The 18,962-nt window shown below is 44.5% G+C and carries 22 protein-coding genes and 1 pseudogene; 9 read left to right on the plus strand and 14 right to left on the minus strand.

Annotated elements, in window-relative coordinates; translation table 11 throughout:
* Positions 1 to 34 precede the first annotated feature (34 nt).
* From F0U83_RS08635 to F0U83_RS08670, 8 genes are all read right to left on the minus strand, one after another.
* Entirely contained in the window at positions 35 to 2,221 is a 2,187-nt protein-coding gene (locus F0U83_RS08635) for an OsmC domain/YcaO domain-containing protein (protein WP_138987392.1), read from the minus strand.
* Between the two features lie 77 nt (positions 2,222 to 2,298).
* Entirely contained in the window at positions 2,299 to 3,123 is an 825-nt protein-coding gene (locus tag F0U83_RS08640; RefSeq protein WP_138987466.1) for a DUF6544 family protein, read from the minus strand.
* A 116-nt stretch (positions 3,124 to 3,239) separates the two neighbouring features.
* A complete protein-coding gene (locus tag F0U83_RS08645; RefSeq protein WP_138987393.1) occupies positions 3,240 to 3,818 on the minus strand; it encodes an NAD(P)H-dependent oxidoreductase in 579 nt (192 codons plus the stop codon).
* Between the two features lie 399 nt (positions 3,819 to 4,217).
* Positions 4,218 to 4,685, minus strand: coding sequence for a LysR substrate-binding domain-containing protein (locus F0U83_RS08650; protein WP_138987394.1), 468 nt, complete (start codon positions 4,683 to 4,685; stop codon positions 4,218 to 4,220).
* Positions 4,686 to 4,750: 65 nt separating this feature from the next.
* Complete coding sequence (locus tag F0U83_RS08655; protein WP_276469556.1) at positions 4,751 to 5,062, minus strand: helix-turn-helix domain-containing protein; 312 nt, start codon at positions 5,060 to 5,062, stop codon at positions 4,751 to 4,753.
* Between the two features lie 15 nt (positions 5,063 to 5,077).
* On the minus strand, positions 5,078 to 5,692 hold the full coding sequence (locus F0U83_RS08660) for a DNA-3-methyladenine glycosylase I (RefSeq protein WP_138987396.1): 615 nt from the start codon (positions 5,690 to 5,692) through the stop codon (positions 5,078 to 5,080).
* Between the two features lie 10 nt (positions 5,693 to 5,702).
* The gene (locus F0U83_RS08665; RefSeq protein WP_138987397.1) at positions 5,703 to 5,993 is read right to left on the minus strand and encodes a YciI family protein; all 291 of its coding nucleotides are present in this window, start codon (positions 5,991 to 5,993) and stop codon (positions 5,703 to 5,705) included.
* Positions 5,993 to 6,586 (minus strand): TetR/AcrR family transcriptional regulator, encoded by a 594-nt coding sequence (locus F0U83_RS08670; RefSeq protein ID WP_138987398.1) that lies wholly within the window; start codon positions 6,584 to 6,586, stop codon positions 5,993 to 5,995. Before F0U83_RS08670 ends, F0U83_RS08665 begins: the two co-directional genes overlap by 1 nt.
* A 349-nt stretch (positions 6,587 to 6,935) precedes the next feature.
* Here F0U83_RS08670 and F0U83_RS08675 point away from each other — a divergent pair, with 349 nt between their 5' ends.
* From F0U83_RS08675 to F0U83_RS17250, 3 genes and pseudogenes are all read left to right on the plus strand, one after another.
* A complete protein-coding gene (locus F0U83_RS08675; RefSeq protein ID WP_138987399.1) occupies positions 6,936 to 7,178 on the plus strand; it encodes a type II toxin-antitoxin system ParD family antitoxin in 243 nt (80 codons plus the stop codon).
* The gene (locus F0U83_RS08680) at positions 7,175 to 7,486 is read left to right on the plus strand and encodes a type II toxin-antitoxin system RelE/ParE family toxin (RefSeq protein WP_138987400.1); all 312 of its coding nucleotides are present in this window, start codon (positions 7,175 to 7,177) and stop codon (positions 7,484 to 7,486) included. The genes F0U83_RS08675 and F0U83_RS08680 overlap by 4 nt, the downstream gene beginning before the upstream one ends.
* Positions 7,487 to 7,602: 116 nt before the next feature.
* A pseudogene (locus F0U83_RS17250) lies at positions 7,603 to 7,997 on the plus strand (IS110 family transposase); the annotation flags it as partial.
* 166 nt (positions 7,998 to 8,163) lie between these two features.
* Here the strand turns inward: F0U83_RS17250 and F0U83_RS08690 are convergent.
* From F0U83_RS08690 to F0U83_RS08715, 6 genes are all read right to left on the minus strand, one after another.
* On the minus strand, positions 8,164 to 8,724 hold the full coding sequence (locus F0U83_RS08690; protein WP_138987401.1) for a c-type cytochrome: 561 nt from the start codon (positions 8,722 to 8,724) through the stop codon (positions 8,164 to 8,166).
* Positions 8,725 to 8,815: 91 nt separating this feature from the next.
* Positions 8,816 to 9,112 carry a hypothetical protein gene (locus F0U83_RS08695; protein ID WP_127696237.1) on the minus strand — a complete coding sequence of 99 codons (297 nt, stop codon included), beginning with the start codon at positions 9,110 to 9,112 and terminating at the stop codon, positions 8,816 to 8,818.
* 41 nt (positions 9,113 to 9,153) lie between these two features.
* Positions 9,154 to 10,008: a copper resistance protein B gene (locus F0U83_RS08700; protein ID WP_138987402.1), complete on the minus strand. Its 855-nt coding sequence runs from the start codon at positions 10,006 to 10,008 to the stop codon at positions 9,154 to 9,156.
* On the minus strand, positions 10,005 to 11,822 hold the full coding sequence (locus F0U83_RS08705) for a copper resistance system multicopper oxidase (protein WP_138987403.1): 1,818 nt from the start codon (positions 11,820 to 11,822) through the stop codon (positions 10,005 to 10,007). The genes F0U83_RS08700 and F0U83_RS08705 overlap by 4 nt, the downstream gene beginning before the upstream one ends.
* Positions 11,823 to 12,191: 369 nt before the next feature.
* Entirely contained in the window at positions 12,192 to 13,601 is a 1,410-nt protein-coding gene (locus F0U83_RS08710) for a heavy metal sensor histidine kinase (RefSeq protein WP_138987404.1), read from the minus strand.
* On the minus strand, positions 13,598 to 14,287 hold the full coding sequence (locus tag F0U83_RS08715; RefSeq protein ID WP_127696245.1) for a heavy metal response regulator transcription factor: 690 nt from the start codon (positions 14,285 to 14,287) through the stop codon (positions 13,598 to 13,600). Before F0U83_RS08715 ends, F0U83_RS08710 begins: the two co-directional genes overlap by 4 nt.
* Before the next feature lie 161 nt (positions 14,288 to 14,448).
* On the opposite strand from F0U83_RS08715, the gene F0U83_RS08720 reads away from it, so the two are divergent.
* The 6 genes from F0U83_RS08720 (at position 14,449) to F0U83_RS08745 (ending at position 18,957) form a co-directional block, all read left to right on the plus strand.
* Entirely contained in the window at positions 14,449 to 14,871 is a 423-nt protein-coding gene (locus F0U83_RS08720) for a hypothetical protein (protein WP_127696247.1), read from the plus strand.
* A 117-nt stretch (positions 14,872 to 14,988) separates the two neighbouring features.
* Positions 14,989 to 17,274, plus strand: coding sequence for a heavy metal translocating P-type ATPase (locus F0U83_RS08725; RefSeq protein ID WP_138987405.1), 2,286 nt, complete (start codon positions 14,989 to 14,991; stop codon positions 17,272 to 17,274).
* Positions 17,275 to 17,286: 12 nt separating this feature from the next.
* Positions 17,287 to 17,640, plus strand: coding sequence for a cupredoxin domain-containing protein (locus F0U83_RS08730; RefSeq protein WP_138987406.1), 354 nt, complete (start codon positions 17,287 to 17,289; stop codon positions 17,638 to 17,640).
* Between the two features lie 11 nt (positions 17,641 to 17,651).
* Positions 17,652 to 17,927, plus strand: coding sequence for a DUF2933 domain-containing protein (locus F0U83_RS08735; protein ID WP_138987407.1), 276 nt, complete (start codon positions 17,652 to 17,654; stop codon positions 17,925 to 17,927).
* Entirely contained in the window at positions 17,924 to 18,601 is a 678-nt protein-coding gene (locus tag F0U83_RS08740) for a methyltransferase family protein (RefSeq protein WP_138987408.1), read from the plus strand. The genes F0U83_RS08735 and F0U83_RS08740 overlap by 4 nt, the downstream gene beginning before the upstream one ends.
* Positions 18,598 to 18,957 carry a cation transporter gene (locus F0U83_RS08745; protein ID WP_138987409.1) on the plus strand — a complete coding sequence of 120 codons (360 nt, stop codon included), beginning with the start codon at positions 18,598 to 18,600 and terminating at the stop codon, positions 18,955 to 18,957. Before F0U83_RS08740 ends, F0U83_RS08745 begins: the two co-directional genes overlap by 4 nt.
* Positions 18,958 to 18,962: the final 5 nt, after the last annotated feature.

An 18,962-nucleotide genomic window follows, 5' to 3' on the forward strand; every position in this document is an offset into this window, starting at 1 on the left:
AGCTCGTTATGCTGGGCTTTTTTATGACCAGATATTACGATTGCGCGGCAAGCTCTCTTGCTTTATGTAACTTTTTATAGCTATCAATCAAGCGCAAATGACGATCCAAACCTTCCAGCTTCATACTGGTTTGTGAAAGACCATAAAAGCGAACCTGCCCAGACACTGAGCCCACCACATGCTTCATGGTTTCAACACCAAACATGCGCTGCAAATTCGGGAGGTAATCTTCCAATGCTAACTCATCATCCAAAGTGATCTCTAAGACTGCATTGACAGCGCTGTAGAATAAACCACGTTCAACAGTGTTATCATTATATTGTAGGAAGTTTTCAACCAACTCCAGCGCCTCGTCGTACTGCTGCAAAGCCAGATAGATAAGGAGCTTAAGTTCTAGAATCGTTAGCTGTCCCCATACGGTGTTCTCATCAAACTCGATACCAATTAGTGTCTTGATATCCGTATAGTTATCCAACTGGCTTTCTTCAAGGCGTTCGGCCAAGTCTGCCAGCGCCTCATCATCCAATGAGTGAATATTGAGAATATCCTCTCGGTAATCCAGCGCTTTATTAGTGTTATCCCAGATAAGATCATCAACAGGGTACACTTCTGAATACCCCGGCACCAGAATTCGACAGGCAGTTGCACCAAGATCGGTATACACCGCCATATAAACTTCTTTATCCAACGCTTCAAGAATACCCATTAAATAAGCGGCTTCCTCTTCGTTGGTGCCAGTGAAGTCCCATTCACAGAATGCATAATCATGCTTATCACTAAAGAAGCGCCAAGATACTACGCCCGTAGAATCAATAAAGTGCTCTACAAAGTTGTTTGGCTCAGTTACCGCAAGGCTGTTAAAGGTCGGCTGCGGCAGGTCATTTAGGCCTTCAAAGCTACGCCCTTGCAGTAACTCGGTAAGGCTGCGCTCCAATGCCACCTCAAAACTAGGATGCGCACCAAACGAAGCAAACACACCGCCTGTTCTCGGATTCATCAATGTAACGCACATCACTGGAAATTGACCACCCAATGAAGCATCTTTCACCAGTACGGGAAAACCGTTCGCTTCTAAGCTTTTAATACCATCAAGAATACTGGGGTATTTCTCTAGAACGGCTAAAGGTACGTCTGGTAGTGCAATCTCCTCTTCGAGAATTTGCTTTTTAACAGCGCGCTCGAAAATTTCTGATAAGCACTGTACTTGCGCTTCGCAAAGGGTATTGCCTGCACTCATGCCATTACTTAAAAATAAGTTTTCAATGAGATTAGATGGGAAATACACCACCTCATCATCTGACTGGCGTACAAACGGCAGTGAACAAATCCCCCGATCAGCTCTACCGGAGTTAGTATCAATCAAATTGGAGCCGAAAAGCTCACCATCGGGATTATAAATCGACAGACAATATTCATCTAAAATCCCTTCTGGGAGCTCATCTTCCGGACCGGGCTGAAACCACTTTTCGTTGGGATAATGAACAAACTCGCTGTTAGCAATCTCTTCACCAAAATACTGATCATTGTAGAAAAAGTTACAGTTCAAGCGCTCAATAAACTCACCCAGCGCCGAGCATAAGGCACTCTCTTTAGTCGCCCCTTTACCGTTAGTAAAGCACATCGGCGACGCCGCATCACGGATATGCAGCGACCACACATTGGGCACTATATTACGCCAAGAAGCGATCTCAATTTTCATACCGAGCTTCGCTAGAATGGCAGTCATATTAGCAATGGTCTCTTCCAGTGGAAGATCTTTACCTAAGATATAAGTATTCGATTCGCTCACAGGCGGCGCCATCAGCATCGCCTGCGCATCTTCATCCAGATTTTCGACCGTTTCTATTTTGAACTCAGGGCCCTGCTGCACGACCTTTTTAACGGTACAACGATCAATAGAGCGTAAAATACCCTCGCGATCACGCTCTGAAATACTCTCCGGAAGCTCTACCTGAATCTGAAAGATCTGATGATAGCGATTCTCTGGATCAACAATATTATTCTGCGAGAGTCGGATATCATCCGTTGGGATATCTCGTGCCAAGCAGTAAACCCGCACAAAATAAGCCGCACATAAAGCTGATGAAGCCAAAAAATAATCAAACGGGCTAGGCGCAGAACCATCGCCTTTGTAGCGAATCGGTTGATCGGCAGTCACCGTAAAATCGTCAAACTTGGCTTCAAGCCTGAGGTTTTCTAAAAAATTAACTTTGATTTCCATGGAGAGAGTCTATAGGCCGGAGAATGTGAACGGCATTTTAACATGATTAGCCGAGTGAAAACGAAAACAATCGGGAGCTACACCCCAGCCACAGGGAAGCGCACAGTAACGACGCGTGACTTAAAAAAAGCAAAATACTCATCCGTGCCAAACATATTACCTGCCTCAATTTTGAAAGGTAAACGAAAGCCCTGCACTTCTCGAAAATCGGAGAAATAACCCCCAAAAGGTTGTAATCGATATACCTTCTCGGGATTCGCATCACTCCATCGCATAAAAGATACGCTAACTAACCGGCCTTCGCTGTCTACTTGTATATCAACTGCCTCCGTTAGCTGATTATGCGTAATGGTCACGCGGGCGGTATTCTGCCCCAACGGCTCCCAAACAACGTCCTCTCTTGGAAGCAGCACAGCCGGTGTCCAAAATATAGCCTCAGAAATATAGCGCCCATAGGCCGCTCGCGCATGATTTGTATTTCGCCCTGTGCGAGCTACGGGTATCAGCCCAAGAATGTAGAAGCGTGTCCACATGCCAGAATCTGAGCCAGAAACCGACATAAGACCTGGCAGCCTTAACTTCCAGATAAAGCCCACCGGTGCAGCAAGAATTTGCTTGGCCTTCATAGGGCGGTAATTTGGCTTATCCCGCGTGCCTAGGCTAAACTCGCCCTCCATCTCTATTTCCGCCACGGTTAACAGCGGCGTGCCCACTTTGATAGCAAAATTGAAGAAACGCTGCGCGGGTTCAGGCAAATCGGCCACCATTTCAAGCGCATAAAAAGCCGGGGTTGCAGGTTGTAGCGCAGCCAATCGCGCCCACTCTAACCGTTCCGCACGCTCATCCCACAACCTAAGAGCTACAAGGGAAAGAATTAGAAACCCCAGTATTGCCAAGAGCATATTCACGCCGGTTCTGCCTTTGTTTTTGCTCTTGCCGTAATCGAATTCGCGGTTATGTGCTTTTTGTTCATAAAATAAAATTATGTTTAAAAATGGATCTGTAATTTTCGCTCTTTCTAAGTATTTCGCCCATATGCATTAGCTTGGGCAAGCCACTTTTCCCTTTTTTGCAGGCTGCTATCTTTAATGGGACCAAAGCTCGAAACCGTAACGGGTTTTATGCCACTAAATTCGAGGATAGTACGCTTCATCTGATTGTGACCAGGCATACGATATACCCAGCGAAAGTACCAAGGCGGAGTGTCCATTGTGACGAGAAGGTGAGCGGAGCGTCCCGAAAGCAGACGATCCCAGAATAAAGAGCCTTCGCGATACTTAAAGGCAAAACCCGGTAGAAAAATACGGTCAATATAGCCCTTGAGTAAAGCAGGCATTGCGCCCCACCAGATCGGATATACGAAAACGATGTGTTGTGCCCAAGTAATTGCGGCCTGCCCGGACACCAAATCAGGTTCGAGTTCTTGGATCGAAGCGTAACCGTTGTGAAGTATAGGATCAAAAGACTGATTGCCAATGGAGATTAGTTTAACTTCATGCCCAGCTGCTTTAGCTCCCTCTACATACGAATTGGCAAGGGCGCCACAAAAGCTTTCCTTTGATGGGTGGCCAAGGATTACTAGAATACGCTTGCTCATGGTGTAAATACCCAACGAGCCTGTCGGATTAAACATTTCTTCATAAAAACGCCCACCCTTACAGCCCTTCCTTGTTCATTATTAGTGCTTGGTCGACTTCTTATAACATAGATCTTATCGTATGTATGTGACAACGAGTCTTAGTTTACGAGTAAAAGCGATGTATTTTGGAAGCAAAGAATACAGCGTGAAGCTTACCTTTGCCCAGCCGACAAGCTTAAATAGAATGCTTTTTCGGAAAGGGTTTAGGAGCGAATATCTGAACAAACATAGGTACAAAAAGTTGGAAAAATAGAAATCGGAAATAAATCTATAGTTTGATAAAAATTTATGATTTATTTATAAAAACAAACTCTCTCCTCTAGGGTAAATATTTTATACTAAAGCCAGCATTTCAAACTAGTTTTTAGCCAACCCATTGCTTAAGTTATTTAAATATTGTTGTGAAAAATCAAGAAAGCTTTGAGTAATAGATGAGCTATCACTCCATCGTGCCTCATATTTTACTTTCACATAATTTCCATTCTTGGATAATATTACAGAGTCTTTTATATATTCTGGTATTTTGCTTTTAGGCAATAAAGCAACTCCTAAACCACTGTATGCCCAATCTGCCAGAACATGATAACTATTAGCTTTGCCTCCATATTCGAGGAAGCTTTTCTCTGTTGTTCCAAACAAGCCACGAGTAATGACTGACAGCCCACAGGAATCTGGTACCATCAATATAATTTTATCCCGAAGACCATCTAAGGTAATTTTTTCTTCGTTAGGCAAGGTGTTTTTCATAATTACATGAAGCGTCTCTTCATAAAGGAATACGCCTTCATTGCTATTTTTATTTTTTACATCCGGTACATCAGGCACAAAAATAATATAAAGTAACTTATCATTTAATTGTTTCTACAAGTCACTTAGATTGTTTTCGTTCATTAAAATTTCACAGCTAGAATTAATTTTTCTATATAATCAAACAAGTTTTTTTCAGCAATTAATATTGAAGTAATGAAAGGTAACATTTCTATCCCAAAAAAATAAAGTTGTACACATCGTGTGGTTCTATTAAATAAGGCACGACCAAATTCATTTTCTAAAGCTTGTATAGAATTAGAAAGTGTAGATTGAGAAACAAAGCACTGCTTCGCTACAAGACTGAAAGATTCGTTTTCAACCACCGCCATGACAAACTTTAACTGTTCGTAAAATTTAAAGGCGCAGAAGCAAAGTGTTTTGCGCCCTCTTATAACGCTTGTAGGGCATTATACGCGCCCAGGACGCCTGAAATGACTGCGTGCATGTTCGATCTTTTTCCTGAACACACATCCCTCAGCATGATCATTTATAAGCCCCATTGCCTGCATAAAGGCATAGACGGTTGTCGGGCCAACGAACTTCCAACCCTGCTTTTTCAGCGCCTTCGACAGTGCAGTGGATTCCTCTGACGTTGATGCCGTCTGTGGCTCAGGCAAACTTTTCTCATCCGGTTCGAAGCGCCAAAAGTAAGCGGCCAGTGATCCTTCACGCTCCACAAGCTCTATCGCCTTGTTTGCGTTGTTGATCACCGCTTCTATCTTTCCGCGATGCCTGACAATCCCTTCATCCTTCAGTAATCGATCAATATCAGCGTCGTTATACTTTGCCACCACATTAAAATCGAAGTTTGAAAAGGCAGCACGAAAATTCTCGCGTTTAGCGAGAATCGTTCGCCAGCTCAAGCCAGATTGAAAGCTTTCAAGGCATAGTTTTTCAAACAGCCGGATATCGTTATCAACGGGATAGCCCCATTCATTATCGTGGTAATCGAAAAATTCCGGAGCAGCCGAACACCAGCCGCAACGTAACTCCCCATCAGGGCCTAGAACAGTAGCACTCATCGCTCACCCCTCATTTGGTCAATAAAAAGCCCAGACGTTCATCTGCTTTTTTGGGTTCAATTTCAAGTATTTCTGCCGTCACAACATTTTCGGCCACAAATGGGTCTTGATTCACTCGGTTTTCAAGAGCTTCTCTTGACTCGCCATGCGCAAGAACAGACCCTCCAAGACCGGGTTGGAGGCTACCAACAACCAAGAAAACCTTATCCTCAAACCCCTTTTTGATCCATTGATTGTGACCTTCCATAAAATCACTGGCCTTACTCCTATTTTCTGAAAACCGCAAAAGTACGACAAACATTAAAGCGCCTCCGATAGATTGTTGGTTGACGTTGCAAAAGAAGATAACCAGTCGTCCAAACGACGAACCTCCGTGTGGATGAACTTCTCATCCTGAAATGCACTAGAAAGTGTCGCCACGCCTTGGCTAAAAGCGAGTAGATGCATTGCTAACTCATCGGCGTCATCAGAGCGGCCAAGTTGCTCGAATTGGCGACGCAGCCATATTCTAAATAAGGTAAACAACTCGTTTGCGTGGCTTCTTGCGGGGTGTTCTAACTTGGCAAGCTCCGTACAGAGCGTTCCTACCGGACAGCCATAACGCTTAATTTTAGTGCGATTCATTACCAAAATATTGATGAAACTACGGATACGATCGATCGGCGTGGCACCCTCTACTTCCCAACTTTCCAGCATTGAGTTTGTGCGAACAAGGCGATGGCTGATAACGGCATCTAGAATTTCATCCTTGGTCTTGAAGTGGTAATAGAAATTCCCTCGGGAAATACCTAATGCTTCTGCAATCTGCGCAAAAGATGTGTGCTCAAACCCCTGCTCATAGAACAACTGATCCGCTTTATCGACAATGCGATCTCTCGTTAATTTATTGACCACTGAAGCGCCTCCCGAAAACAAACCATACAAATAGGACGACCGTCCTATTTACACCTTAGGACAACTGACCTAATGGGTCAAGAGGTTACTAAAGCCAAAGCGTTGTCGCACTGGCCCATAAGTTGGGGCATGCTGTGTATTTTATGCTTAAGCAGGAGAAGGTGTTCGATAAGAGCAAGTTTTTAGCGAGTTAGTCACGCAACGAGGTGAGGTGAACGTCTAACTTTGAATAGGACAGCCGATGAAGTCTAGTGCCCCTGATATTATTGAAGGCTCATATGTTATGCGCCTTGTATCTAGGCCTAAATAGTACCACAATTAGGTATATTTTGGTATTGGGAGCTATATTATGGCTAAGAACACTAGTATTACCTTGGGTGACCATTTTGACGGTTTTGTTACTAATCAAATCCAAAGCGGTCGCTATAGCTCTGCAAGTGAAGTCATTCGTTCCGCTTTACGTTTACTTGAAATCCAAGAAACTAAAATGAACACCTTACGCCAATTGCTTGTTGAGGGTGAAGAAAGTGGAATTACGGATTATGACCTTGACTCGTTTATCAATGAGTTAGATAGCGAAGAGAGAAAATGACACCATTTCAATTAACTAACAAGGCGAAGTCTGATTTAAGAGATATAGCCTTGTTTACCTTTAGACGCTGGGGTCGTGAACAGCGAAATATTTACCTAAAACAGTTTGATGACTCATTTTGGCTATTAGCCGAAAACCCTGACATTGGTAAAGCCTGTGACGAGATTCGCGATGGATACAGAAAATTCCCACAAGGAAGCCACCTAATATTTTATCGTCAGACCGGCAGTCAAAATATTGAGATTATCCGTATCCTCCACAAAAGCATGGATGTGAATCCAATTTTTGGCGCTGTAACGACCGCGTAATAGGTGCGAGATTGCGAGCATCCTAATTGACGCGTTTGATACTCATTGAGCCTTCTCCCCAGCCTAGCCAGATTGACTAAGCTGAAAGGCAACCAAACCAAAAAGGAGAAGACCCAATGAACTTTTACAATAGCACTCATCGTCATTATTGTGGAGTCGATTTGCATGCTCGTAGCTTGTATGTCTGTATCCTCAATCAGCAGAGTGAAACCTTGTTGCACAAGGAAATTCCTACCAGTCCTGATGCTCTCATCGCCTGATCCAACCCTATCTGGATGACCTGATCGTGGGTGTTGAATGCATGCATTGCTGGTACTAGGTAGCTGACTTCTGTGAAGAGCAAGGCATTACTTTTATTCTCGGTCACGCCTTATACATGAAAGCAATTCACGGCGGTAAAACCAAGAATGACCGGATAGATTCCCACAAAATAGCGGCATTGATCAGGGGCGGTAACTTTCCTTTGGCTTATGTGTATCCCAAAAGCATGCGAGCTACGCGTGATCTGCTTCATGATGAAAGATGAAATAAATGCGAGTACCTGTACTAGGGGAACCTGCGAATAAGTACTTATCTCCGTTAGTTAGGAAGCTGCAAAACCGAATCAGGGGCTTGTTCGCACTTTCCTTAGCCTTCTTTAGCGAATATAGCCAGTCGCTTTATTAATAACCTCCGGATTAATGATGCCCTTCATCACTTTTGCCACGTGCAGTAAGGATCTGATATTGCGCCTCTGTCAGGTCAGGCAGACGCTTAAGAAATGCCACCATATTCCAGATACGTACATCATCATGCCCCGGCGCCCAAGCGGGCATTCCCGATGCTTTAATTCCGTGTTTGATAATCCAGAAATTTCGCTGATCAGCGGCTTGTGCATCTTCACCCGCTCGAGAGATATCTGCCAAGTTTGGCGGAGATGGATACAAACCTAATGTAAAATCGCTTTCAGTTTTACCCGGCTTAAGATGGCAACCAGCACACATATCATTGTAGTCAGCACCACCTTTGAGTAAACGATCAACCGAATCAAGATCCGACGGCACTTCAATGTTTTTCGAGGAGCGTGAGATCGAATTCTCGCGTAATGTCTCTAAGGCCCACGTGGTAATATCATAGTGAGGATCGTCAGCCCCCATCGAATATAAGCCCGAGTACAGAAACGCCACGCCTCCTATCCCAATAGCACCCGTTATTGCTATCAATCGCTTTAAACAAGCGCCTTTTTTAAAAGCTGTCATCAGATAATCCCCCCCCGAGCACATCCCTTACCGATCTCTCGGCAAGGGGCATGCAGATTATTTGTTTCTATTTTTCTTTGATTGCTACTTATTACTGCGAGGGAGCTTTCATCTGATGACCATCCCCATGAGATGCACTGTCTGCTTCTGCTGAGTCATGCCCCTCTGTTTCTGCCGTACCATGCTGCATGGTGCTCATGCATTGCTGCATCATCGCCATCACGATAGGGTCGTTCATATCCATTTTACTATGATCCATCGTGCTCATAGCCGCACAATCCGGGCTCTCTGCTGTCTTCATATGCTCTTTTTCGCCATGTGCCAGTGCCGAAAACGACAACATGAGTGCAGGTACAGCAACTAAAGCGCTAAGTTGTTTACTCTTCATTTTTAACTCCTGAAATATGTTATTTTTGTATTTGAATGGCATTAGAACCAAAATTTAATCCCTGCGACATAACGTGTATCACGAACAGACTCGTTGGCAGCCCGGGCAATATCTGCCGTTTGGCCCAGCTTACTTGTCCACTCGACCCCGACATAGGGGGCGAACTGCCGCGTCATCTCGTAGCGTACCCTTAATCCAAACGCGACATCCGAAAAGCCATCGCCCAATCCGTTCTCAATATCATCCTGGCCATACAGGCTCACCTCAGCACGCGGTTGCAGTACCCATTGTTGGCTAAGCAATATCTCGTACTCAGCTTCAAGTGAAAGGGCCGTTCGTCCACTTTCTCCAATATAAGCAGTCATATCTAACTCAAACCAGTACGGAGCCAGCCCCTGCAACCCAATAGCAAGCCATTGTCGGTCCACACCCTCATCATATTGATCAAGTCGTATGCCCAACTGCGTATCGAAATAAGCACTGTATGCATGACTCCACAGAATATCTGCCTGACTTTCTTCCAAACGCCCGCTAGCGACATCACCTTCAAATTTGACATACAGGCGGTCATATGTGGAGCCATACCAGCCTCGAACATCAAATACGCCAGTATCATTATCAGAATCGTATTCGACACGATCGCCCTGAATCGCCCAAAATTTATGCTCGTCCGCAAGCTTTATCTGACGCGGCCCTCCTAACGCATAGGGCCCTTTTTCTAAGGTATAGCCATCTGAGTAGGCATGGGGATCACGAATTTCAGGTTGATCCGTTTTAGTCTGGGCCATTTTAGAGTGATCCATTTCAGCACGAGCCAGCAAAGAGCTCGTACTCATTGCGAACACAGCGACAACTGCCAGCGGCTTTATCACATCAACATTAATTAATTGTTTCATGAAACCACCACTTCACGGAACATGCCCGCATCCATATGAAAAAGAAGATGACAATGCCAAGCCCAGCGGCCTACATCATGCGGCGTTGTTAAGAAACTAACCCGCTGAGCGGGCTGCACAGAGAGTGTGTGACGACGCACTAACAATTCGCCCTCCGCAGATTCCAAATCACTCCACATACCATGCAAGTGCATGGGGTGAGTCATCATCGTGTCATTTTGTAAAATGATGCGTATCCGTTCGCCCTGGCGCATCGAAACCGGTGTGCTCTTACCAAACTCAAGCCCATCAATTGACCAGCTATAACGTTCCATATTGCCCGTCAGATGCAGCTCTATCTCCCGGGTAGGTACTCGGTCATCATCTAGTACACCATGAATTGAACGTAAATCAGCCTGTGTTAATACACGCCGACCATTGTTACGCAGCCCGATACCCGGGTCATCCAGATTAGTACGTGGCGTATCCACACGCATATCGACAGACGGGCCATATTCTGTACTCGCATGCCGAGCGGTTTGCGAAGGCACCTCCAGAGGGTTCGTCTGCATACCTTTCATGGTGCTGTGATCCATACCTTTCATGGTGCTGTGATCCATACCTTTCATGGCGCTATGGTCCATCCCTTTCATGTTGCTCTGGTCCATACCTTTCATGGTGCCGTGATCCATTGCGCCCATCATGTCAGTCATTGTCAGCCATTCAACGGAATCAAGCTCCGGCACAGGAGCAACAAGCCCCGGACGGACTGATAAGGTGCCACTCGCGTAACCGGATCGATCCATGCTTTGTGCGAAAATGGTGTACGCATCCCCTTCAGGCTCGACAATAACATCGTACGTTTCACCGGGACCAAAGCGGAACTCATCCACGCTAACCGGTTTCACATTTTGCCCATCGGCCTGCACAACACTCAGGCTCAAGCCGGGTATTCGCACATCATAAAAGCTATTACTGGAGCCATTGATAAAGCGCAGGCGCACACGCTCACCTTTATTAAACAACCCGCTCCAGTTGCCCGCAGGCGTCATACCGTTCATCAGATACGTAAAGGTTGTTGCTGAAAGATCCGCTAAATCAGTAGGATTCATCCGCATCTGATTCCACATCTTGCGCTTTTCAAACGCTCCTTTAAGCCCTATCGTTGATGCATCTCGTAAAAAATCACCGACTACTGGCTGATTGAAGTTATACACATCACTTTGCACCTTCAATTTGGAAAAGGCAGACATAGGACTTTCATCTGTCCAGTCTGAGAGCTGTATTACATGATCTTGATCTGCCTGAATCGACTCACCTTCGAGCGGCTCTACTATGAGTGCGCCATACATCCCGGTCATCTCCTGGAAGCCAGTATGCGAGTGATACCAGTAAGTCCCACTTTGTTTTAACGTAAAGCGATACTCAAAAGTCTCTCCTGGCGCTATACCGCGAAAGCTAATGCCTGGTACGCCATCCATCTGATAAGGAAGGATAATTCCATGCCAATGAATCGAAGTAGAAACAGATAGACGATTAATCACACGAATAGTCACCTCATCGCCTTCGCGTAAACGCAGTGTCGGTGCAGGAATAGATCCATTAATAGTGGTTGCCATTCGCGTAACACCCGTAAAATTGACCGGTGTTTCAGCGATAACCAACGTGATGACCTTGCCACTCAACACCGGCGCTGATCCTAAGCGGGTATCATTTGTGTTGGCAGAAAGTAGCCTTGGCATTGCGGATAAGACACCACCCGCTGCCAGGCCTTTTACAAAAAGCCGTCGTGACAAACGAGGGCGAGAAATTAACGCAGATTCGTCTTGTTTCATACTTTCTGGTGCTCCGCTGTTACTGCTTACCATGCTGTTATTAAGTGACTGCTAACGTGTTAAAAAATAGCTATTTTCACTTGTCATGTGTCACACTCTAGCGCGACCTCCCTGACAGCGGCATGACCTGAAGATGACAAAATTGTAATCTTCAGGTTGTAGGAAAAAGTGATTAAGTCCTCAGTCATGAAGGACTTAAGATCGCAGCATGATTACCCCATTTATCAAAGAGGTGAAGTCAAAAAAGGAATTAAAAACAGCACACGGAAGAAAGGAGCAACTCAACCTTTATTAGTTGAAAGGCGGGCAGGTATTAACTTAATCGCATCTTTCCCAGGGGAAATTAATACCAATAGAGACTGGAGCCCGTTACGTTTTAGTAATCAACGAATCATTTTTAAAAAATGTCACTTTAAAGCTCGTGCGCTCTACCGTTGAAGATACTGATATTTCGCCATTATGAGCTACTACGATTGCACGTGTTATTGCTAAACCTAAACCTACCCCTTCAGAATTTCCTTTCACTCGATTTTTATCAACCCTGTAAAAACGTTCAAAAAGATGAGGAATATACTCTGCTGATATTGGCGTACCTACATTATTTACTGTAAGAAGAGTTGACTTATCACTCGCTTCAATTTGAACTTCGACGGTACTATGAGTGGGCGTATAACGTATAGCATTAGATAGTAAGTTATTGATAACCCGACGAATCATTAAACGATCACCTTGTATTTCACCTTTCCCTTTTAGTCTCAGCAATATGTTATGGTCTTCTGCCAACGCATCATAAAATTCAAACAAATCAGCTACTTCTTTATCAAGCTCAATAGTTTCCTTAGAGGGTAACTCTAATCCATGATCCGCTTTGGCAAGAAAAAGCATGTCTGAAATCATACGTGAAAGCCGCTCATACTCTTCTGCATTAGAAGCGAGAATAGATTGATATGTTCGGACATCTCTGGGAAAACTCAGAGCCACATGTGTTTGCGTCATCAGATTGCTGATGGGTGTTCTAAGCTCATGAGCTATATCTGAGGAAAACTCAGATATACGCCTGAACGCATCTTCTAATCGCTCTAACATTTGATTGAGAGCATTAGCCAACTCTGAGATTTCTGCCGGAACATTTTCAACAGGCATGCGCTTATCTAACTGGTTCGCTGTAACCGCTAATGCACGATTTCTCATTTGGTATAGAGGCAGCAAACCTTTCTTTGCCGCTAACCAACCGAGAAGACCACTGATTAATGCAGCGATAACAACATAGAGTAACAGGGCACCCTGAAAGCGTGACATAAAAAGCTCATGATGATTAATATTCAACGCTACCAATATACTAATCGGCTGTTTCGGCTGAGCTATTGTACTTTTAGTGACAACAAGCCCTCGATAAGATTGCCCCTCAGCACTCCAGGTTATAGCGTGAGGAGAAGACACACTTGATTTTCCTTTTATGAGATTAAGAGGAAATGTTACTCCTCCAGAGCTATACAGTGGCACACCCTGCTCATTCATCACTAAAACCAACAGCTCTTTATGCCCAATTAACCCTGATTTTAGCTTGTCTGCGAACACAGGCAATGTACCCGCACCAACACCCTCAGAAACAATACTACTGACTAGCTGTATTTTCCCTTGCAGTGTTTCTTTATCCTGCTCAAAGAAGTGCTGCTTTATAGAGAAGACAATCACGACACTAAGCCCTAGTAAAACAAAACCTGATACCAATGCATATAAGCCCGTCAGCCGCCAAATTAAAGATAATTTACGTTTCATATTTTGTCAGAAACCTCTAACACGTAACCCATTCCCCGAAGCGTATGTATGAGTTTAAGACCATAAGGCTCATCTACTTTTCTACGAAGACGCCTAATAGCGACTTCTATCACATTAGTATCACTGTCAAAATTCATATCCCATACCTGAGATGCAATCAAAGACCGTGACAACACCTCACCCTCTCGTCTCATGAGTAATTCCAATAACGAAAACTCTTTAGCCGTGAGCTCTATTCGTATACCCGCTCTGCTAACCCGTCGGCGTAACAGATCAAGTTCTAAATCGGCAACAGTCAACACGGTCGCTTCTGGCGTGATGCGAGTGCGTTTTAATAAAGAACGTATACGTGCCAGGAGCTCTGAAAAAGCAAAAGGCTTTACTAAATAATCATCAGCACCGAGTTCAAAGCCCTTTACCCGGTCCTCTACCTGATCGCGTGCGGTTAAAAATAATACAGGCATATCCCTGCCACTCAGGCGTAATGTTTCTAAAACTTTCCAACCATCAAGTCCGGGCAACATGACATCAAGGATAATCAAATCATAAGCGTCAACTTGTGTAAGCGCCAAATGAAGACCATCTATCCCGTTACACGCAAGATCCGTATTAAACCCGGCTTCATTTAGCCCCTGCTGAAGAAACATTCCTGTTTTATCTTCATCTTCCACAACCAGTATTTTCATAAGACTCCTAGATGTTTTGGGTGAGTATAAAGCATATAGGCAGTATTCAATCGAAATTACAAAAATGTAATCTTCATGTCAGCCTCATGAAAGGAGCAGTGTTTATTATAACTTCCAAAGAGTAAAAACACTTTCTCACATGAGTCTGGAGTACAACCACCATGAAAGTTAAAAAAATTATTATCAGCTTAAGCAGTGTATTAATTATCAGCGCTGCCTTACCTGCCGCTGCCGATCAGGATGCCAAGACACATTACATGATGCATGGTGGGGACGGCCCACAAGGACACCAGATGGAAGGTAGCAAACACAGTGCAGACCAGAGTCAAGAACACAAAGTGATCACTCCTCATACAGATAAAGCATCTGCTACAAACACGCATTACATGATGCATGGAGGTCAAGGTGAACAGGGGCATTTAATGGAGGGGGCCAAACATGCAAGCAACCAAGCAACAGTGCACCAAACACAACTAGCCACTAATTCGCCAACAAGTAGCCCTAAAAACAAGCACTATATGATGAACTCCGGTGACGGTCCTCAGGGCTACTGGATGGAAGGCAAGGATCACCCTACCTATTAACTTTACGGCCACTCATGGTCAATAACAATCATGAGTGGCGTGCTGAATTCCAATGTTATTCCGAGTTTACCGCAATGATTTTATTTACACGTTTCAACTACCATTCAGGAGAAAATCATGGGCTATTCGGATACTGATAGCACTCAGGAAAAAACGTCATTAAAGCAACCGTCGGGTTCTATTGACTTAATCATTGATGGCGCAGGTTGTGCCAGTTGTGTCGGCAAAATTGAGGGTGCGCTGACATCAGTAAAAGGTGTTCAGCAAGCAGAAATGAATTTTGCAGCTCGTACAGTTTCAGTATCAGGTCAGGCCGAACCTTCAGCATTAATTCAGGCGGTTAAGCAGGCAGGATATAGCGCCAAGGTGGTACAAAGCAGCTCAGAAGAAGCATTGCTTGATGAAAAAGAACAAGTCGACCTAGCCTATTACAAAACACTCATGAGGAAAATGTGGATAGGCATTGCTTTAGGCCTACCATTGATGATTTACAGCATTGTTGGCGGTGAAATGACTGTGACCACACCAACCGAGCGACTCGCTTGGCTATTCGTGGGAGCGTTAACCTTTAGCGTCATGTATTTTGCCGGAAAACATTTTTTTGTTGGCGCGTGGCAATCATTTAAAAACCACTCAGCGAACATGGACACGTTAATTGCTTTGGGTACAGGTACCGCCTGGGTTTACTCGATGGCGGTCATCGCGGTTCCTGAGCTGATACCTGACATGGCAAGGCACGTATACTTCGAAGCGACTGCAATGATTATCGGGTTGATCAACCTCGGGTTAGCCCTTGAAGTAAAAGCACGAGGCCGAACATCTGAAGCGATCAAACGACTCATCGGCTTACAGCCGAAAACAGCCCGAGTACTGAGAGACGGTATTGAGGTAGATATCCCGATCGAACAGGTACTACTTCATGATATTGTCCGTGTCAGACCCGGTGAAAAGATCCCGGTAGATGGCGTCATTCAAGAGGGCCAAACAGCCATTGATGAGTCGATGCTGACTGGTGAACCAATGCCGGTTGTCAAAAACGCAGGTGATGAAGTGGTCACCGGCACTTTAAATAAAACAGGCTCTATCGTCTTTAAAGCCACTCGCGTCGGCAAAGATACTGCGTTAGCGCAAATCATCAAGATGGTTAAAGTCGCTCAGAACTCTAAACCTCCCATTGGCCGCCTAGCCGATATTATATCCGCCTACTTTGTGCCTGTTGTTATGATTATTGCAGTGCTCAGTGCACTGGCGTGGTTGAACTTCGGACCAGAACCGGCCTTAGCCTTTGCCATTGTTTCCGCAACAACCGTACTGATTATCGCCTGCCCCTGCGCGTTAGGTTTAGCCACACCGATGTCAGTCATGGTCGGCGTAGGTAAAGCTGCAGAAGCGGGTGTCTTGATTAGAAATGGAGCCGCATTACAAACAGCCTCTAAAATTACCGCCATGATTCTTGATAAAACCGGCACGATTACTGAAGGCGCTCCAAAGGTGACCGATATTATTGTGACTAATGGATCACATGAAGACAGTATCCTGCAGTTAGCCGCTAGTATGGAGTCAAGCTCAGAGCACCCATTAGCGATGGCAATTGTTGAATCAGCAACAGCCAAAGGTTTAACACTCAATCGAGCAGAAAATTTCAATGCAATTGCCGGTCATGGTGCGACAGCGACTATTCAGAACCAACGATTGCTACTGGGTAATGAAAAATTAATGCGTGACCGTAAAGTTGATATCAGTGGTTATATCGAGACGGCTCAGCAGCTGGCCAGTGAAGCTAAAACCCCTATTTACTTTGCTGTTGATGAACAACTTGCCGCTGTTATTGCGGTATCAGATCCAATCAAACAGGATTCAATTACCGCCATTAACCGCCTCCAATCTAATGGTATTCGTGTTGTTATGCTCACGGGCGATAACAGACTGACAGCTAAAGCGGTTGCCGAAAAAGTAGGGATAACGGAGTTTTTCGCTGAAGTTTTACCCGAAGAGAAAGCACAAAAAGTAGCTGAATTACAACAACAAGGTGAAGTAGTCGGCATGACTGGGGACGGGATTAATGATGCCCCTGCACTGGCACTGGCCAACGTCGGATTTGCGATAGGAACCGGCACCGATGTCGCCATAGAAAGTGCGGATATTACGTTAATGCGCGGTTCATTACACGGCCTAGCTGATGCGATAGCTGTCAGCAAAGCAACATTACGTAACATCAAACAAAATCTCTTTGGCGCCTTTATCTATAACGTAGCGGGTGTACCTTTCGCGGCAGGCGTACTTTACCCCTTCTTCGGGTTGCTCTTAAGCCCAGTGATTGCTGGGGCTGCCATGGCCTTTTCATCTCTGACTGTTGTCATGAATGCTAACCGCCTACGTCTTTTTAAAGCCAAAGAACATTAAGGAGTCGATGCGATGTTGTGGATTAATATTAGTGGCATTCTGCTGATAGCTCTTATCGTTTGGTGGTTCTGGCTTTATAAGCCGCAAGAGGTCGAAGTCACCAACAATAAGATGGTTATCAGAATCGAAAACGGCGTTTACACCCCCGCTCATATAAAGGTGAAAGCAAATCAAAGTACTCTTCTGGCATTCATCAGAACTGACAACTCACCCTGCGCAGCTACTGTGCTGATTCCTGGGTTAGAGATCAGCGAGGAAATTCCACTCAACAAAGAGACTGTAATTACTTTGCCACCTTTAACGACTGGAGAGTACCCATTCCACTGCTCGATGCAAATGTATCGTGGTGTTATTAAGTCTGAATAAGGAGTGATTGTATGTTTAGTTTTTGGAAAACACCTTCAGGATTAGCAGCATTAGGCTTAATTGGTGCAGCCACTTACTTTTTAGTCATTGAACATCAACAGCATATTTTTGCCTTTTTACCTTTCTTGATTTTTCTAGCGTGTCCATTAATGCACCTGTTTATGCATGGTAAACATGGACACAGCAAGCATGAAGAAAATGAAGAGAGCAAAGACAGTTTTCAGCAAGGCATTGAAGAAGGCAAACGTCAGTCACTTAATAGTAACAATGAAGGAGAATCACGGTGACCGAAGAAGCTTCATATGGCCTTTGGTGGCTGGTGATTGTAAATTCAGCCATATTTATCTTTTTTGCTTTTAGCTTTATTAAGCCCAAAACTAAAACAGATTGGCGAAGCCTTGGGGCGTTCTCTGCCTTCGTCGTCGCCCTGTTTACAGAGATGTATGGGTTCCCATTAACGATTTACCTGCTTTCCGGCTGGTTAACTGACAACTATCCGGCTGTTAATTTTTTTGCACATGACAATGGCCACCTGCTGCATAACCTATTAGGATTTGACGGGAATCCACATTGGGACCCTTTACATATAGCGAGTAATATTTTCATCGTTGTTGGTTTCTTTACGCTCTCTTCCGCATGGAACGTATTGCATCAGGCACAAAAAAATAAAGTGCTGGCGTTTACAGGGCTTTATGCACGCTGCCGCCACCCACAATATGTTGCTTTTATCTTAATCATGTTTGGTTTTTTACTACAGTGGCCCACAGTCATAACACTGGTGATGTTCCCCATTCTAGTCGTTGTATATGTCCGTTTAGCTAAACGTGAGGAGCAAGTAGCATTATCAGAATTTGGTGATGAGTACCTACAGTATATGCGCGTTACGCCAGGTTGGTTTCCACTACTCCACATACCAAACCCATCTATAAGTGAAACAGATAATCAAGGAGAAAAATCATGAATAATTCACAACATAGACTCGGCGTTAGCGAGGTCAACTTAGTTGTCAGGCATTTACGGTTAGAAAACATAACAGTGGAGAATAGGGATTTAATACTGACAGAAATCGATGCGATTTATGGTATCGACAATGTTTCATTTGATGATAAAGCAGCGATATTGAACATTGCTTATGATGCATCACGTTGCAACTTAGACGGAATTGAAGAGGTAATCAGACAACATGGCGCTGATGTCGCGCATGATTGGTGGACACACTTTAAAGAAGGCTACTACCGGTATGTTGATCAGAACGTAAAAGATAATTCAGTCCATGAACCCTGGAGTTGCCATAAGCTCCCGCCGGGTAAAAAATAGCGTTC

It is taken from the genome of Neptunomonas concharum, assembly GCF_008630635.1.
GTDB classification, from domain to species: Bacteria; Pseudomonadota; Gammaproteobacteria; order Pseudomonadales; family Balneatricaceae; genus Neptunomonas; species Neptunomonas concharum.

Coding starts and splice junctions, on each gene's coding strand:
- F0U83_RS08695 (WP_127696237.1), bottom strand. CDS start 9,112: ATGAAGAGTAAACAACTTAGCGCTTTAGTTGCTGTACCTGCACTCATG.
- F0U83_RS08705 (WP_138987403.1), bottom strand. CDS start 11,822: ATGAAACAAGACGAATCTGCGTTAATTTCTCGCCCTCGTTTGTCACGA.
- F0U83_RS08725 (WP_138987405.1), top strand. CDS start 14,989: ATGGGCTATTCGGATACTGATAGCACTCAGGAAAAAACGTCATTAAAG.
- F0U83_RS08715 (WP_127696245.1), bottom strand. CDS start 14,287: ATGAAAATACTGGTTGTGGAAGATGAAGATAAAACAGGAATGTTTCTT.
- F0U83_RS08710 (WP_138987404.1), bottom strand. CDS start 13,601: ATGAAACGTAAATTATCTTTAATTTGGCGGCTGACGGGCTTATATGCA.
- F0U83_RS08680 (WP_138987400.1), top strand. CDS start 7,175: ATGACACCATTTCAATTAACTAACAAGGCGAAGTCTGATTTAAGAGAT.
- F0U83_RS08730 (WP_138987406.1), top strand. CDS start 17,287: ATGTTGTGGATTAATATTAGTGGCATTCTGCTGATAGCTCTTATCGTT.
- F0U83_RS08720 (WP_127696247.1), top strand. CDS start 14,449: ATGAAAGTTAAAAAAATTATTATCAGCTTAAGCAGTGTATTAATTATC.
- F0U83_RS08645 (WP_138987393.1), bottom strand. CDS start 3,818: ATGAGCAAGCGTATTCTAGTAATCCTTGGCCACCCATCAAAGGAAAGC.
- F0U83_RS08700 (WP_138987402.1), bottom strand. CDS start 10,008: ATGAAACAATTAATTAATGTTGATGTGATAAAGCCGCTGGCAGTTGTC.
- F0U83_RS08690 (WP_138987401.1), bottom strand. CDS start 8,724: ATGACAGCTTTTAAAAAAGGCGCTTGTTTAAAGCGATTGATAGCAATA.
- F0U83_RS08675 (WP_138987399.1), top strand. CDS start 6,936: ATGGCTAAGAACACTAGTATTACCTTGGGTGACCATTTTGACGGTTTT.
- F0U83_RS08665 (WP_138987397.1), bottom strand. CDS start 5,993: ATGTTTGTCGTACTTTTGCGGTTTTCAGAAAATAGGAGTAAGGCCAGT.
- F0U83_RS08635 (WP_138987392.1), bottom strand. CDS start 2,221: ATGGAAATCAAAGTTAATTTTTTAGAAAACCTCAGGCTTGAAGCCAAG.
- F0U83_RS08745 (WP_138987409.1), top strand. CDS start 18,598: ATGAATAATTCACAACATAGACTCGGCGTTAGCGAGGTCAACTTAGTT.
- F0U83_RS08660 (WP_138987396.1), bottom strand. CDS start 5,692: ATGAGTGCTACTGTTCTAGGCCCTGATGGGGAGTTACGTTGCGGCTGG.
- F0U83_RS08735 (WP_138987407.1), top strand. CDS start 17,652: ATGTTTAGTTTTTGGAAAACACCTTCAGGATTAGCAGCATTAGGCTTA.
- F0U83_RS08640 (WP_138987466.1), bottom strand. CDS start 3,123: ATGCTCTTGGCAATACTGGGGTTTCTAATTCTTTCCCTTGTAGCTCTT.